The 15,106-nt window shown below is 62.9% G+C and carries 13 protein-coding genes; 7 read left to right on the top strand and 6 right to left on the bottom strand.

Going from position 1 to position 15,106, the window contains the following annotated elements:
• Positions 1-69: 69 nt before the first annotated feature.
• The 3 genes from LSO07_RS14840 to kbl are packed head-to-tail and all read right to left on the bottom strand — an operon-like array spanning position 70 to position 3,720.
• The gene (locus LSO07_RS14840; RefSeq protein ID WP_151095050.1) at positions 70-1,470 is read right to left on the bottom strand and encodes an L-serine ammonia-lyase; all 1,401 of its coding nucleotides are present in this window, start codon (positions 1,468-1,470) and stop codon (positions 70-72) included.
• A gap of 46 nt (positions 1,471-1,516) precedes the next feature.
• Positions 1,517-2,482, bottom strand: a complete 966-nt coding sequence (locus LSO07_RS14835; RefSeq protein WP_151095048.1) for an NAD-dependent epimerase/dehydratase family protein — start codon at positions 2,480-2,482, stop codon at positions 1,517-1,519.
• Between the two features lie 20 nt (positions 2,483-2,502).
• The gene (kbl, locus tag LSO07_RS14830) at positions 2,503-3,720 is read right to left on the bottom strand and encodes a glycine C-acetyltransferase (RefSeq protein WP_070279496.1); all 1,218 of its coding nucleotides are present in this window, start codon (positions 3,718-3,720) and stop codon (positions 2,503-2,505) included.
• Positions 3,721-3,941: 221 nt separating this feature from the next.
• Here kbl and LSO07_RS14825 point away from each other — a divergent pair, with 221 nt between their 5' ends.
• The 6 genes from LSO07_RS14825 to LSO07_RS14800 all read left to right on the top strand — a co-directional run bounded on the left by LSO07_RS14825 (position 3,942) and on the right by LSO07_RS14800 (position 9,746).
• On the top strand, positions 3,942-4,517 hold the full coding sequence (locus LSO07_RS14825; RefSeq protein WP_034781438.1) for a helix-turn-helix domain-containing protein: 576 nt from the start codon (positions 3,942-3,944) through the stop codon (positions 4,515-4,517).
• 91 nt (positions 4,518-4,608) lie between these two features.
• Positions 4,609-5,535, top strand: a complete 927-nt coding sequence (locus LSO07_RS14820; protein WP_151095046.1) for an STM4015 family protein — start codon at positions 4,609-4,611, stop codon at positions 5,533-5,535.
• 6 nt (positions 5,536-5,541) lie between these two features.
• Complete coding sequence (locus LSO07_RS14815) at positions 5,542-6,618, top strand: STM4014 family protein (RefSeq protein WP_151095044.1); 1,077 nt, start codon at positions 5,542-5,544, stop codon at positions 6,616-6,618.
• Positions 6,611-7,459 carry an STM4013/SEN3800 family hydrolase gene (locus tag LSO07_RS14810; RefSeq protein ID WP_151095042.1) on the top strand — a complete coding sequence of 283 codons (849 nt, stop codon included), beginning with the start codon at positions 6,611-6,613 and terminating at the stop codon, positions 7,457-7,459. Before LSO07_RS14815 ends, LSO07_RS14810 begins: the two co-directional genes overlap by 8 nt.
• Complete coding sequence (locus tag LSO07_RS14805) at positions 7,456-8,835, top strand: STM4012 family radical SAM protein (RefSeq protein ID WP_208672402.1); 1,380 nt, start codon at positions 7,456-7,458, stop codon at positions 8,833-8,835. The genes LSO07_RS14810 and LSO07_RS14805 overlap by 4 nt, the downstream gene beginning before the upstream one ends.
• The gene (locus LSO07_RS14800) at positions 8,829-9,746 is read left to right on the top strand and encodes an STM4011 family radical SAM protein (RefSeq protein ID WP_151095040.1); all 918 of its coding nucleotides are present in this window, start codon (positions 8,829-8,831) and stop codon (positions 9,744-9,746) included. Before LSO07_RS14805 ends, LSO07_RS14800 begins: the two co-directional genes overlap by 7 nt.
• On the opposite strand, the gene LSO07_RS14795 is transcribed toward LSO07_RS14800, so the two are convergent.
• Positions 9,747-11,945 carry a prolyl oligopeptidase family serine peptidase gene (locus tag LSO07_RS14795; protein ID WP_151095038.1) on the bottom strand — a complete coding sequence of 733 codons (2,199 nt, stop codon included), beginning with the start codon at positions 11,943-11,945 and terminating at the stop codon, positions 9,747-9,749.
• A gap of 407 nt (positions 11,946-12,352) precedes the next feature.
• Here LSO07_RS14795 and LSO07_RS14790 point away from each other — a divergent pair, with 407 nt between their 5' ends.
• The gene (locus LSO07_RS14790) at positions 12,353-14,140 is read left to right on the top strand and encodes a GGDEF domain-containing protein (RefSeq protein WP_151097627.1); all 1,788 of its coding nucleotides are present in this window, start codon (positions 12,353-12,355) and stop codon (positions 14,138-14,140) included.
• Between the two features lie 45 nt (positions 14,141-14,185).
• Here LSO07_RS14790 and LSO07_RS14785 read toward each other — a convergent pair whose 3' ends face one another.
• Both LSO07_RS14785 and LSO07_RS14780 read right to left on the bottom strand, forming a co-directional pair.
• Entirely contained in the window at positions 14,186-14,629 is a 444-nt protein-coding gene (locus LSO07_RS14785) for a DUF6386 family protein (RefSeq protein ID WP_151095036.1), read from the bottom strand.
• On the bottom strand, positions 14,626-15,102 hold the full coding sequence (locus tag LSO07_RS14780; RefSeq protein ID WP_034781444.1) for a DUF4262 domain-containing protein: 477 nt from the start codon (positions 15,100-15,102) through the stop codon (positions 14,626-14,628). Before LSO07_RS14780 ends, LSO07_RS14785 begins: the two co-directional genes overlap by 4 nt.
• Positions 15,103-15,106 lie beyond the last annotated feature (4 nt).

The raw sequence follows: 15,106 nt of genomic DNA, 5'->3' as shown, positions 1-15,106 counted from the left end.
TACGCCGACCGTGGCGTATCGTAGGTCGGATTAGCGCTCCGCGCGTAATCCGACACTACCAGCAACACATCAGCAAGCGGCGTGGTTGACGGTGATTACATGCACGGCCAGGCCGCCCAGCGACGTTTCCTTGTACTTGTCCTGCATGTCCGCGCCCGTCTGGCGCATGGTTTCGATGACTTCGTCGAGGCTGACGAAATGGGTGCCATCGCCCTTCAGCGCCAGCGAGGCGGCTGTGATGGCTTTCACGGCGCCCATGCCATTGCGCTCGATGCAGGGGATCTGCACCAGGCCGCCGATGGGGTCGCACGTCATGCCCAGGTGGTGTTCGATGCCGATTTCGGCCGCGTTTTCGATCTGCTCGTTCGTGCCGCCCAATGCCGCCACCAGGCCGGCGGCGGCCATGGCGCACGCCACACCCACTTCGCCCTGGCAACCCACTTCGGCGCCCGAGATCGAGGCATTGCGCTTGCACAGCATGCCGATGGCGGCGGCCGTCAGCATGAAGCGGCGCACGCCGCCGACCGGATCGCTGGGGCGGCAATCCTGCGCGTAGTAGCGCAGCACGGCCGGGATGATGCCGGCGGCGCCGTTGGTCGGGGCAGTGACCACGCGCCCGCCCGCCGCGTTTTCCTCGTTGACGGCCATCGCGTACAGGCTGACCAGGTGCACGGCGTCGTGCGGCAAGTCGTTGGCGCGGTTGTCGGACGCCTTCGCTTCCTGCGCCAGGCGCCACAATTTCGCGGCGCGGCGCTTCACGTTCAAGCCGCCCGGCAGGTTGCCCGTCGTTTCCAGGCCGTGCGCGATGCAGTCGCGCATGACGTGCCAGATGCGGTCCAGTCCTTCATTGAGTTCCGCGTCGCTGCGCTTGACGCATTCGTTCGCGCGCAGCATTTCAGGGATCGACAGGCCGCTTTCCACGCCGTGCGCCAGCAACTGCTCCATGGTGTCGAAAGGGAAGACAACCCGCGCGCTGGCGGCCGACTCCACGGCCGCTTCGGCTTGCGCCTCGCCCGCTTCGCGGATAAAACCGCCGCCGATCGAGTAATACACCTTGTCGACCCGGCTGCCGTCCGCCAGTTTCAGGGTAAAACGCATGCCGTTCGGATGTTCGGACAGGGATTCGCTCTTGTGCCAGATCAAGCCCGTGGCGGCCGTGAATGGCACCACGTGCGCGCCCAGCAAGGCGATCTCGCCGGCCGCCTCGATGGCGGCCAGCTTGGTGTCGACGGCATCGGGCGCCACGTCCTGCGGCGTTTCTCCCATCAGGCCAAGAATGACGGCCTTGTCCGTGGCATGGCCCACGCCCGTCAGCGCCAGCGAGCCATACAGGGCCGCCTCGACGCCCACTACCTGGTCCAGCGGACCGTATTCGACCAGGAACCGCCGCGCCGCCACCATCGGCCCCACCGTGTGGGAACTCGACGGCCCGATGCCGATCTTGAACAGGTCAAATACGCTCATATCCATGTAGTGTCTCTTTATATTAGTATGTTTTTAAATGCGCGGGCGTGCTTCAGGCAGCCTTGGCGGCGTGACCCACGTCGACATTGGCCAGCATGTCCGTGACCATCTGCTCGACGCCGATCTGCGCCTTCCAGCCCCAGTCCGCGCTGGCCTTGCTGTCGTCCAGGCTTTGCGGCCAGCTGTCGGCGATGGCCTGGCGGCTGTCCGGCTTGTAGCTGATCTTGAAGTCCGGCACCATGCGCACGATGGCCTTGGCCAGCTGCTCGGGGTTGAACGACACGCCGGCCACATTGTAGGACGAACGGATCTTGATCTGCGACACAGGAGCGTCCATCAGTTCGATGGTGGCGCGGATGGCGTCGGGCATGTAAATCATCGGCAAGGTGGTGTTCGCATCGAGGAAGCAGTCATAGCGCTCGCCGCGCAAGGCCGCATGGAAGATGGCGATGGCGTAATCGGTGGTGCCGCCGCCCGGAGGCGATTTGTAGCTGATGATGCCAGGATAGCGGATGCTTCGCACGTCCACGCCGTACTTGTTGAAGTAGTACTCGCACAGGCGCTCGCCGGCCAGCTTGCTGATGCCGTACATCGAGGTCGGGTCCATCACCGTCATTTGCGGCGTATTGACTTGCGGCGTGTTCGGACCGAAGGCGGCGATCGACGATGGCCAGAAGATGCGCAGCGGCTTGCCTGCCTCGCCGCGTTCGCGCGCCAGTTCCAGGATATTCAGCAAGCCATCCATGTTCAGGCTCCACGCCTTCAGCGGCGCCGCTTCGCCCGTGGCCGACAGCATGGCCGCCAGCTGGTACACCTGGGTGATGCCTTCATCGGCGATGATCTGCGCCAGGCCGTCCTTGTCCAGCACATTCAATTGCGCATAGCGCTTGGCCTGGTACAGGTTGTTCGTGCCGATGTCGCTGGCGATGACATTGTCCGCGCCGTGCTGCTGCGCCAGCGCGCCCACCAGCTCACTACCGATTTGGCCGTTTGCGCCAATGACTAAAATACGTTCCATCTTCTTATCCTGATTTCTTGTTAATTGGTAGTGGTCAGCAGACCGAGTTCCTTGCCAGCCTGCTCGAAGGCGGCCAGCACTTGCACCAGCTGTTCGCGGGTGTGGGCAGCCGACAGCTGCACGCGCACGCGAGCCTGGCCCATCGGCACGACCGGGTAGAAGAAGCCCGTCACCAGCACGCCCAGTTCATACAGGCGGGCGGCGAACTTCTGCGCCACGGGCGCGTCGAACAGCATCACGGGAACGACGGGATGGGTGCCCGGCTTGATGGTGAAGCCGATGCGTTCGATCTCGCTGCGGAAGAAGGCCGTGTTGTCATGCAGGCGATCGCGCAGTTCCGTCGACTTGGCCAGGCGCTCCAGTACCGACAGCGAGGCGCCGGCGATCGATGGCGCCAGCGTGTTCGAGAACAGGTAGGGACGCGATTTCTGGCGCAGGGTGTCGATGACTTCCTTGCGCGCCGACGTGAAGCCGCCCATGGCGCCGCCCAGGGCCTTGCCCAGGGTGCCCGTGATGATGTCGATGCGGCCCATCACATTGTGATGCTCGTGCGTGCCGCGGCCCGTCGCGCCCATGAAGCCGGAAGCGTGGCATTCGTCGATCATCACCAGCGCGCCGTATTGGTCGGCCAGGTCGCAGATCTTGTCGAGCTGCGCAATCGTGCCGTCCATCGAGAACACGCCGTCAGTGACGATGACCTTATGGCGCTTGCCGGCGGCAATCGCCGCTTTCAGCTGCACTTCCAGGTCGGCCATGTCGTTATGCAGGTAGCGGTAGCGGCCAGCCTTGCACAGGCGGATGCCGTCGATGATGGACGCGTGGTTCAGCGCATCGGAGATGATGGCGTCGTTTTCATCGAACAGTGGCTCGAACACGCCGCCGTTGGCGTCAAAAGCCGCCGCGTACAAAATCGTGTCCTCGGTCCCCAGGAACGCGGAAATCGCCTGTTCCAGTTCCTTGTGCACGGTTTGCGTGCCGCAGATGAAGCGCACGGACGACAGGCCGTAGCCGTACTTTTGCGTGGCGGCAATAGACGCTTCCTGCGTCTGCAGGTCGCCGGACAGGCCCAGGTAGTTATTCGCACACATATTGATCAGGGTACGGCCATCGTCGCACACCACTTCGGCGCCCTGGCGCGAGGCGATCACGCGCTCGGGCTTGTATAAGCCCTGCTGGCGCAGTTGATCGAGATTCTGTTGCAGACCGCTGAAAAAGGTGTTCTTCGCTTGCTCGCTCATGATGATCCTTGTGTGTCCCTGTTGTATGTGTGGTATCCGGGTGACCTCAGCCGCCATAGGGAAAAGCGGCCGCTTGACCGGTGCGCGCACAATGCTGTACCGTGAAGCGCTGTTTGAAGTCTACACGTTTCCGTGTTTTTCCTCAAAATCCACTATTTCGAACTGAAATTCAATATAGTGGATATTACCCAAGCCTTTTGAACTTTGCAAGCCACCTGCCGATGAAAACCAGCGTTTCGACCAATTCTCCCCCTGAAGTAGGTGCCACCCTGCAACGGCTGCGCCTGGCGCGCGGCCTGACACTGGAGGATTTGTCGCGCATCGCGGGCGTCTCGAAGTCCATGCTGTCGCAAATCGAGCGCGAAAAAGCCAATCCCACCATCGCCATCACGTGGCGCCTGGCCAACGCCCTGGGCGTGCAGATCGGCGAATTGCTGTCCAGCGCGGAAAAAACCGTGGAAACCATCCGCATCACGGACGCCCACGAAACCCCCACCCTGCCCGGCGACCACGCGGGCTACGTGCTGCGCATCCTCGGGCCGATGGAACTGGCCGGCAAATACGAATGGTATGAAGTGACGCTGGCGCCGGGCGGCGAACTGGCGTCGCAACCGCACGATCCGGGCACCACCGAGCATTTGACGGTGATCCACGGCAATCTGGAGCTGGAAGTGGGCGCGGCGAAGAAAAAGGTCAAGAATGGCGGCACGGCACGCTATCCGGCGGACCAGCCGCATACCATCCGCAACCTGGGCAAGACGGAAGGCAAGGCCTTATTGGTGGTAATCCATAGATAGTTGCTTTTCAGCGGTGTGCAATAAGCTCTTTCGCCCATGCTAAGATTTTGGATTAGACAAGATTTTCACTGTCTTTCATGGAGCCTTAGCAATGACGATTTCCGAAAGCACCACCCTCTTCCACCAAAAAAAGGTCGTCCAGTACGATCCTGATATTGCGCTGCAATCCGGGCAGGATATCGTCTACCGCCTCTCGCTCGAGTATGACGACAAGCGCAAGATGCCGGACCTGATCGCCAGCTTCCTGGAAAAGACCGACAAGCATGCGCTTGAAGCGCTGATCATCGGCATGTGGGGCGACCCGTACGAGGCAGGCGCCGACGAGGTGATCGCCGCGCTGGCCAGCCACGCGCCGCAGTTGCCGAACTTGCGCGCCCTGTTCATCGGCGACATGACGTACGAGGAATGCGAAATCTCGTGGATCGTGCAAGGCAGCTACAAGCCGCTGCTGGACGCTTTCCCGCAGCTGGAAGAACTGCGCATCCGTGGCGGCAATGAATTGATCATCGAACCGTTCGCGCACCAGAACCTGCGCAAGTTCACCATCGAGTCCGGTGGCCTCGATCAGAAGATCGCGCAGGCGCTGGCCCAGTCGAGCATGCCCAAGCTGGAATACCTGGAACTGTGGCTGGGCACGGAGGACTACGGCTTCTCGGGCGACGTGGCGCTGTACCAGAAAGTACTGGAGCAACTGGCCACGCCAACCCTGCGTTACCTGGGCTTGCGCGATGCGCAGATCGCCGACGAGCTGGCCGTCTGGCTGGCCAACGAGCCGCTGCTGGCCACGGTCGAGACCCTGGATCTGTCGCTGGGCACCCTGGGCGACGTCGGCGCCGAAGCGCTGCTGCACGGCACGCAATTGGGCAATCTGAAGCGCATGGACCTGTCGCACCACTATATCTCGGAAGCGAACCAGGAAAAACTCAAGGCCCTGCCCTTCCCGGTCAGGCTCGATGATCCGCAGGAAGACGACGAGGACGACGACGAAGTCTATCGCTACGTCGCCGTCGGCGAATAAATAGGGATGCTGTTGCTGGCCACCGGCGGCAGCAAGCGCGTGCGCCTGATGCAGGCGGCGCGCGCGCAACTGCGCCTGCCGCCCGCGCAAGTGCTGGAATGGCGCGACTGGCTGGCGCGGCCGGCGCTGCTGGAGGAAGCCCTGCGCCAGCCCTGCCTGTTCAAGATCGAGCCGCCCGGCGACGATCCGGCCGCCCACCTGCGGCTGCTGCATGACGGTTGCCGGCGGCTGGGCCGTCCACCGGTCGAGGCGCCCGCGCATGGCGAGCTGCTGGCGATGGATGCCTGGTTTGCGGGCTTTGCCTCTGCCATGGCCTCGCTGGCGGCGCAACTGGCCGAGCTGCCGCAGGCGCGCGTCTTCAATGCGCCGGCCGACATCACCCTCATGACGGACAAGCTGGCTTGCCAGCGCCATCTGGCCGCGCACGGCATCGCCATTCCCGCCCTGCTCGGCCCCGTGCACGGCTACGACCATCTCCAGTCGCTGCTGCACGAACACCAGCTTGACCGCGTTTACCTGAAACCGCGCTACGGTTCGTCCGCGTCGGGCGTCGTTGCCTACCGCAGGAATAGAGCTGGCCGCCAGCAAGCCACCACCTCTGCAACCTTATCGCGGGCGGACGGCCAGATACGCTTGTTCAACGTCAAGCGCATGGCCCGTTACGAGACGCAGCACGACATCGCCGCCCTCGTCGACGCGCTGGCCGCGCAACAGCTGTACGCGGAGGCATGGCTGAACAAGCCGCGCTGCGGCGACAGCCACTACGACTTGCGCGTCGTGACCCTGGCCGGCCAGCCCGCGCACCGGGTGGCGCGCATCGGCGACCGGATGATGACGAATCTGCACCTCGACAACCAGCGCGGCGACGCGGCCGGCCTGTTGAACGCAGCCGACCTGGCGGCGCTGGAAGCGGCCAGCGCCCTGGCCGCGCGCGCCTTCCCCAAGAGCCACGTGACGGGCTACGACCTCGTGGTGCGCCAGGGCCAGGCCCATGTGCTCGAAGCGAACGCCTTCGGCGACCTGCTGCCAGGCCTGCTGTGGCAAGGCGCGGACACTTACGCATCGCAACTGACACATGTTTAAAGACACACCAGCCATCCCCGACATGCGCGCCGTCGTGGGCAGCCATGACATCGTCTTCATCACGCTCGACACCCTGCGCTTTGACGTGGCGCAAGCGCTGCATGAAGCGGGCGAACTGCCCGTGCTGGGACGTTTTTTACCACCTGGCGGCTGGGAACGGCGCCACTCGCCCGCCACGTTCACGTATGCGGCGCACCAGGCCTTTTTTGCCGGCTTTTTGCCCACGCCCGCGGCGCCGGGCCGCCATCCGCGCCTGTTCGCCAGCGCTTTTGCCGGCAGCGAAACCACCTCGCCGCACACGTTTGCGTTCGAGGAAGCGGACCTTCCCGCCGCCCTTGCCGCGCGCGGCTACCGCACCATCTGCATCGGCGGCGTGGGCTTTTTCAATAAACAGACGGCGCTGGGCACGGTGCTGCCGTCGCTGTTCCAGGAAAGCCACTGGAGCGCCGGCATGGGCGTGGCCAGCCGCCATTCGACGCAAAAGCAGGTGGCCCTGGCCATAGCCCGCCTGGCCGCCAGCGACGAGCGCACTTTTTTGTTCATCAATGTGGCCGCCCTGCACACGCCGAACCGCGCCTACCTGCCCGGCTGCCGTGCCGACTGCCTGGAAAGCCATGCGGCGGCCCTGCGCTATGTGGATGGCGCCCTGGCGCCCCTGTTTACCACGTGCGCCACGCGCGCGCCCACGTTTGCCATCGTCTGTTCGGACCATGGCAGCGCGTATGGCGAAGACGGCTACCGGGGCCACAGGGTCGCCCACGACAGCGTGTGGCAGGTACCGTACGCGCACTTTTTCATCCCCCCCGATACCGATACACCTCCCAAGGAATCCCCACCGTGAACCCAGCCGAACAACCTGGCACCCTGGCGCAGCGCATGCGCCACACGCCCTATCAGGCGTATTCATATTCGTATCCGCACAAGGCGGCCTATCGCGCCTTGCCACAGGCGGCGCCGCTTGCGCCCCTGTGGGCGCGGCAAGACCGCTCCGCCCTCTTCGCCTACATCCACATCCCGTTTTGCGAGATGCGCTGCGGCTTTTGCAACCTGTTCGCCATGGCACGCCCCGGTGCAGACATGGTCGAGCGCTACGTGCGGCAAGTGCTGGTGCAGATGCGCGCCCTGGCCGGCGCGCTGGGCGAACGGCGCTTTGCCCGCTTCGCGCTGGGCGGCGGGACCCCCACCTATCTGTCGCCGGCGCAGCTGGACACCTTGCTGTGCGGCGCGCGCGACATCCTCGGCATCGACCTGCAAGCCACGCCGGCCGGCATCGAAGCGTCGCCGGAAACCATCACGGCCGAGCGCCTGGCCGTATGCCGCGCGCACGGCATCGACCGGGTCAGCCTGGGCATCCAGAGCTTTGCCGCCGGCGAGATGCGCGCGTTGGCGCGCCCCCAGCAGAACGCCACCGTGCACCACGCCATCGGCCTGATACGCGCGGCCGGCTTTCCCACGCTGAACCTGGACCTGATCTACGGCATCGCCGGGCAAACCGTGGCCAGCCTGCTCGCGTCCATCGACAGCGCGCTGGCCTTCCAGCCGGAAGAAATCTACCTGTATCCGCTGTACGTGCGCGAACAGACAGGCCTTGGCAAGATCGCGCGGCGCAAAGGCGCCGATACGCTGAACCCCATCATGCTGGCACGCGACGGCGACAGCCGCCTGGCCCTGTACGCGGCCGCGCGCGACCATTTGCGCGCCCAGGGCTATGAGCAGGTATCGATGCGCATGTTCCGCGCCCCGCATGCACCGGAACAGAACGGCCCCTCGTACTGCTGCCAGAACGATGGCATGGTGGGGCTGGGCGCGGGCGCCCGCTCCTACACGGCCAGCCTCCATTATTCGAGTGAATACGCGGTGGCGCGCACGCAGACCATCGGCATCATCGAACAATACCTGGCGCTGGATGAAGCGCGCTTCGCGCAGGCCGAACACGGTTACCAGCTCAATGGCGAAGAACAGCGCCGCCGCTACGTGATCCAGTCGCTGCTGACGGAACCAGGCCTGGACCGCGACGCCTACACGGCGCGCTTCGGCAGCCGCTGCGAAGCAGACCTGCCGCAGCTGGCAGAACTGCACGCGCTGGAACTGGTGGAAGAAAGCGGCCCCCTGCTGCGCCTGAACGACCTGGGCTACAGCTACGCCGACACCATCGGCCCGTGGCTGGCCTCCGACACGGTGCGCGCGCTGATGGCGCAAGAGGGCCAGGCGTGCTGACAACGCCGCCGGGCACGTTGTCCCTGCTGTACCGGGGTACTCTGGCGAGCTGCAACTACGCCTGCGGCTACTGCCCGTTTGCCAAGAAGCGCGACAGCCGCGCCACCCTGGCACGCGATGCGCGCGAAGTGGCGCGTTTTACCAGCTGGCTGGCGGCACAAAAGCGGGACATCGGCATCCTGTTTACGCCGTGGGGCGAAGCGCTGGTGCGGCGCCATTATCGCGCGGCCATGCAGACGCTGGCCAGCCTGCCGCACGTGCGCCAGGTGGCGCTGCAGACGAATCTGTCCGGCCCCCTGAACTGGCTGCAAGGGATGGACGGGCTGGAAAAAATCGGCCTGTGGTGCACCTACCACCCGGACCAGACGACACTGGCCCGTTTTCTCGAACGCTGCGCGCGCCTGGACACGATGGGCGTGCGCTATTCCGTCGGTGTCGTGGCGATGAACGAGCACCTGGACGCCATCCGCGCCCTGCGCGCGGCTCTGCCCAAGCACGTCTACCTGTGGCTGAACGCGTATGACCGGCGTGGCCCCCACTACTACAGCGAGGAAGACCTGGCCTGGTTTGATGCCGTCGACCCGTGGTTCGCGCACAACCGCCGCCCCTCTTCCTCGCGCGGCAAGCCGTGCCTGGCGGGCGAAACGTCGCTGTCCGTCGATGGCGACGGCGAACTGGCGCGCTGCCACTTCGTGCCCGAGCGGCTGGGGAATTTATATGAGGATGACCTGGCTGACATGCTGCAAGAAAAATCCTGCCCGCGCTTCAAGTGCGATTGCTATATCGGCTATGCGCAGCGCAAGGATTTGCCGTTCCAGGCCGTGTTTGGGGAGGGGGTACTGGCGAGGATAAGCCCGCTAAATGCTGGGGTCAGACCCGACGGGTCTGACCCCGGTACTGCAACTACCTGATTACTGCGCCGCCACTTTCGCCGGTTCCGGCGCCGCGACTGGCGTCATCTTCAACGAACGGCTGAGGAAGCCCCAACGGTCCGCCACTTCTTCGATCTGCTTGGTCGTCGGCTTGCCGGCGCCATGACCCGCCTTGCTGTCGATGCGGATCAGCACGGGTGCCGCGCCGCCTTGCGCCGCCTGGGCGGCGGCGGCGAACTTGAAGCTGTGGGCAGGCACGACGCGGTCGTCATGGTCGGCCGTCGTGATCATGGTGGCCGGATAGCAACCGCCCGCCTTCAGGTTGTGCAGCGGCGAGTATTTCACCAGCGCCTTGAACTGCTCGGCATCGTCCGACGAACCGTAGTCAGGCACCCAGCCCCAGCCCACGGTGAACTTGTGGAAGCGCAACATGTCGAGCACGCCCACTTGCGGAATCGCTGCGGCGAACAGGTCCGGACGCTGCGTCATGGCTGCGCCCACCAGCAGGCCGCCATTGCTGCCGCCGCCGATCGCCAGCTTGGATGGCGAGGTGACCTTGTTGTCCACCAGCCATTGCGCCGCGCCGATAAAATCGTCGAACACGTTTTGCTTGTTCAGCTTGGTGCCAGCCTGGTGCCAGGCTTCGCCGTATTCGCCGCCGCCGCGCAGATTGGCCATCACGTAGACGCCGCCCATTTCTACCCAGGCAAGATTCGCCACGGAGAAGCTCGGTGTCAGTGAAATATTGAAGCCGCCATAGCCGTACAGATAGGTCGGGTTCGTGCCGTCCAGCTTCATGCCTTTTTTCGAGACGATGAACATCGGTACCTTGGTGCCGTCGCGGCTGGTGAAGAATTGCTGGCGCGTTTCAAAGGCGTTCGGGTCGAAATCGACCTTCGGCTGGCGGTACACGCTGCTCTTGCCCGATTTCATGTCGTAGCGGTAGATGGTCGCTGGCGTCGTGAAGCTGGTAAACGAGTAGAACGTTTCCGTATCGCCACGCTTGCCCGCGAAACCGCCCGCCGAACCGATGCCCGGCAAGGCCACTTCGCGCACCAGCTTGCCATTCAGGTCGACGATCTTGATCTGCGTTTGCGCATCTTTCAAGTAATCGAGCACCAGCTGGTTATTGATCAGGTTGACGGCCACGAGGGTTTCCGCGCTTTGCGGCACGATTTCCTTCCAGTCGGAGGGCAGCGGTTTACGCGTATCGATGGCGATCACGCGCGATTTTGGCGCCTTGTTGTCCGTCTTGAAGAAGAATACGGGGCCGTCATTGTCGATGAAGGAGTAGGAAGCGTCGAACGCTTCCAGCAAGCCGACGACCTTGGCGTTCTTCTGGCGCAAGTCCTTGTAGAAGATGCGGTTCTTGCGTTCCGTGCCTTGCGTGGCCGTGATGATCAGGTAATTGCCATCGTCGCTGACGGTGCTGCCGCCAAACGCCCATTCCTTCTGGTCGGGACGGTCGAAGACGAGCACGTCGTCGCTTTGCGGCGTGCCGATCTTGTGAAAATACAATTTCTGGAAGTAATTGATATCGGCCAGCTTGGTGGCTTCGTTCGGCGCGTCATAGCGGCTGTAGAAGAAACCGGTGTTGTCCTTGGTCCACGAAGCGCCGGAGAACTTGGCCCACTTGATGTGGTCCGTCAAATCCTTGCCCGATTCGATGTCGCGCACTTTCCACTCGTTCCAGTCGGAACCGGAAGCCGACGTGGCATACGCCAAATACTTGCCGTTCGGGCTGATCGAGGTGCCGGCCAGCGCCACCGTGCCATCCGTGGACAGGGTATTCGGATCGAGCAGCAGACGGGGCTCGTCCGTCAGTTTTTTCACCGTGTACAGCACGGCCTGGTTCTGCAAGCCGTCATTGCGGCTGTAGAAGTAACGGCCGCCCTGCTTCGTTGGCGTAGAGAAACGCTCATAGTTCCACAGCTTGGTCAGGCGCTGCTTGATCGCGGCGCGCTCCGGGATGGTACCCAGGTACGACTGCGTCAGCTTGTTTTGCGCCGTGACCCACTCGCCCGTTTCCGCGCTGTTGGCGTCTTCCAGCCAGCGGTACGGATCGGCGATGGTGGTGCCGAAATAGCTGTCTTGCTGGTCGACTTTTTTGCTGACAGGATACGTCACGGCAGCGCCGTCGCCGGCCGGGCACGATGGCATCGCGGCGCTTTGCGCCAGGGCATTGCCACCGAAGGCGGCCATCAAGCTGAATATGAGGGTTGCACTACGTAATTGCATGGGTTGTCGTCTCATTGTTGGATGTCGGGGAAAGCATACCGCTCAAGCACGGCTGCCTATGTTGACTTTCGCCAAGAGAAATCATAGCGCGGATTGCCACTTTTAAAGCACAGTTATCGGATGGATTTGCCGTCTTTTGTTTGGGTAAATTACATGGATGACCATGATAAATCTCGCTTTCGCCGGAATCGGCAAACTGACGTTCATGCAAGAAACATTATCAAAAACAAAGTCGTTTCATCAAGTTGTCATAAATCTTCTTTACTATCGGCAACATGTTCATGGCCCGTCCAGAGGCCGTGCCGCCACATCCGCCTATGCACACTCTCGCCCTCCCTGCCGCCACCGCCGCGCCGCCCGGCCCGACGCCATCGAATGTGGCTTACCTGAAGCCGCCATCGGCCACCATGAGCATCGAAGGGACGGATGCCTTGCACGAGATCCTCGCGGGCCGCAAGCTCAACGCGCTGTTCCAGCCCATCATCCACATGCACAGCGGCGACATCATCGGCTACGAAGGCTTGATACGAGGACCGTCCGACAGCCCCCTGCACGCGCCGATGAATCTGTTCAAGGTGGCGCGCGCGCATGACCTGACCCTGGAAGTGGAGCACCTGTGCCGGCAAGTGGTGCTCGAGCGCTTTGCCGAACTGCAACTGCCGGGCAAGCTGTTCCTCAACGTCAGCCCGGAGTGCCTGCTGCTGCGAAATGCGCGCCATGGCGAAACCCTGGAATACATCGAGCACATCGGCATCAATCCGGACCGTGTCATCATCGAACTAACGGAAAACCAGCCCACCTACGATTACGAACTGATGCGCGAAGCGGTACTACATTACCGCAACATGGGTTTCCAGATCGCTATCGACGACCTGGGCGAGGGCTTTTCCAGCCTGCGCCTGTGGTCCGAACTGCGCCCGGAATACGTGAAAATCGACATGCATTTCATCCAGGGCATCAATAATGACCCCGTGAAACTGCAATTCGTGCGCTCGATCCAGGAAATCGCGGAGAAATCGGGCACCCTGGTGATCGCCGAAGGCATCGAAGCGCAGACGGAATTGCTGGTCTTGCGCGACCTGGGCGTGGCGTTCGGACAAGGCTATCACCTGGGCCGGCCCAATGCGGTGCCGGCACGGGCCCTGCCGGCGGAAGTTGTGCAGGCGCTGGGGCGCAATGGCGTGGCCGTGTATCCACAACGCAGCAGCCTGGAAAAGAATGGCGCCAGCATCCGCAAGCTGCTGCACCGGGTGATCGCCGTTTCGCCTAAGAAAAACAATAACGAGGTGTACGACATCTTCCTGAAAGACCCGAAGCTGATGATCATCCCCGTCGTCGACGACGGCGTGCCGCTGGGCTTGATCAGCCGCTTCGAAATGATCGACCACTTCGCCCGCCCCTACCAGCGTGAACTGTATGGCAAGAAATCATGCAGCCTGTTCATGGATGCCACGCCCCTGATCGCCGACCACGAAACGAGCTTGCAGGAACTCAGCTACACCATGGTGCAGTCGGATGCCCACCACCTGTTCAACGGTTTCATCATTACCGAACACGGCCGCTACCTGGGCATGGGCACGGGACACGACCTGATGCGCGAAATCACGCAGATGCAGATCAACGCGGCCCGCTATGCCAACCCGCTGACGCAACTGCCCGGCAACGTGCCCATCAACGAGCATATCGACCGCTTATTGCACAGCGGCAGCCGCTTCTGGGTCTGCTATTGCGACCTCGACCACTTCAAGCCCTTCAACGATGTGTACGGCTACCGCAAGGGCGACGACGTGATCCAGCTGACGGGAGAAATCCTCAGCGGCCATTGCGACCCGAACCGCGACTTCATCGGCCACATCGGCGGTGACGATTTCATGATTTTGTTCCAGAGCGAAGACTGGGAAGCGCGCTGCCAGGCCATGCTGGACGATTTCGCGGCCGCCATCCTCGCCTACTACAGCACCAGCGATTGCGAACGGGGCGGCTACATCAGCGAAGACCGGCAAGGCAAGAAAGTGTTTTACTCATTGATCAGCCTATCGCTGGGCGTCATCAAGGTGGAGGCGCACCAGTACTACACGCACCATCAGATCGCCACACAAGCGGCCGAAGCAAAGAAGCAGGCAAAGAAAATCCACGGCAACAGCCTGTTCCTGGACCGGCGGCAAGGTGGGGGCGTGGCGCGCATGGATGCGTAACCAGGGCCAATAATCAGAAGCTGAACGGGAATCGGAGACGCACGGTCAAATACGCACGAGGTCGCCAAACGCATTGCTGCCGCAGGCATCGGGCACGAATGCCAGGCTGATGTGCGCGCCATCGCGGCGCGCCTGCACGCGGTAGCTGCCCACGGGCACATCCACGAAGAGGCCGCCGTATGCCGTGTCCGGCTCAAGGCCGCCACCCGTGACATCCTCCCCGGCACCGATGAAGACGCGGCCCGAGACGACAGCCAGATGCACTTCCACATGCGGTTTGGCAAGTTCGGCGTGCAAGACAAGTTCATACGCGCCGTCGCCGCCCACGTTGAAAAATGCCACCTGCCCCGCATTCACGGCCGCCAGTTCCGCACTGGGAAGGCTCCACCAGTCGCAGTCCTCTTCCAGCTTGTCGCGCAAGAGCGCCGGGTCGAACACGCACACGGTCGCCGTGCCGGTCACAATGCTGACGGAGGGGCCTGCCGTCATGCGGCCAGCGGCGCCGGCCCCAGCAAGGGCTGGCTCTCCACATACTGCGCACTGGCTTGCGCCTGCCACGGAAAATGGCCATCGCGCGACGGCCAGACGATCTGGTACAGCGTAAAATCATCGCCCTGGTAATACCAGCGCGCATAGCCGACATAGTTGCGGTATTGCTCGACGGGCACGCGCACGAAGGCGCACTGATGGCCTTCCAGCAAGACATCCGTGGTAGCCGTGAAATCCGTGATGGCGCCGCTGCGCGCGGCGTCCAGCGCCACATCGAGTATCTGGTGGGCCATGGCGCGCGGCAAGCCCATGATGAGGAACTCAGGCTGGCCAAAACTGTGACAAGCGCCTATCGTGAAGGCATAGCCGGGACCTTCTTCATCCGCACCGATATGCACGCCATGCCAGCCGTGCGTGGCGATGTCGTCGATGACTTTTTGCTCGGATGCATCCTCGCCTGCCTGCCTTACCATGGTT

The sequence above is a fragment of the Janthinobacterium sp. PLB04 genome, assembly GCF_021165895.1.
GTDB classification, from domain to species: domain Bacteria; phylum Pseudomonadota; class Gammaproteobacteria; order Burkholderiales; family Burkholderiaceae_D; genus Janthinobacterium; species Janthinobacterium lividum.
Note: the sequence above shows the minus strand (reverse complement) of the source record. Positions and strands in the feature narration are given on the sequence as shown.

Excerpts from the sequence above, each read along its gene's own strand:
- LSO07_RS14840 (WP_151095050.1), bottom strand. The coding sequence starts at position 1,470 with ATGGATATGAGCGTATTTGACCTGTTCAAGATCGGCATCGGGCCGTCG.
- LSO07_RS14835 (WP_151095048.1), bottom strand. The coding sequence starts at position 2,482 with ATGGAACGTATTTTAGTCATTGGCGCAAACGGCCAAATCGGTAGTGAG.
- kbl (WP_070279496.1), bottom strand. The coding sequence starts at position 3,720 with ATGAGCGAGCAAGCGAAGAACACCTTTTTCAGCGGTCTGCAACAGAAT.
- LSO07_RS14825 (WP_034781438.1), top strand. The coding sequence starts at position 3,942 with ATGAAAACCAGCGTTTCGACCAATTCTCCCCCTGAAGTAGGTGCCACC.
- LSO07_RS14820 (WP_151095046.1), top strand. The coding sequence starts at position 4,609 with ATGACGATTTCCGAAAGCACCACCCTCTTCCACCAAAAAAAGGTCGTC.
- LSO07_RS14815 (WP_151095044.1), top strand. The coding sequence starts at position 5,542 with ATGCTGTTGCTGGCCACCGGCGGCAGCAAGCGCGTGCGCCTGATGCAG.
- LSO07_RS14810 (WP_151095042.1), top strand. The coding sequence starts at position 6,611 with ATGTTTAAAGACACACCAGCCATCCCCGACATGCGCGCCGTCGTGGGC.
- LSO07_RS14795 (WP_151095038.1), bottom strand. The coding sequence starts at position 11,945 with ATGCAATTACGTAGTGCAACCCTCATATTCAGCTTGATGGCCGCCTTC.
- LSO07_RS14790 (WP_151097627.1), top strand. The coding sequence starts at position 12,353 with ATGAGCATCGAAGGGACGGATGCCTTGCACGAGATCCTCGCGGGCCGC.
- LSO07_RS14785 (WP_151095036.1), bottom strand. The coding sequence starts at position 14,629 with ATGACGGCAGGCCCCTCCGTCAGCATTGTGACCGGCACGGCGACCGTG.
- LSO07_RS14780 (WP_034781444.1), bottom strand. The coding sequence starts at position 15,102 with ATGGTAAGGCAGGCAGGCGAGGATGCATCCGAGCAAAAAGTCATCGAC.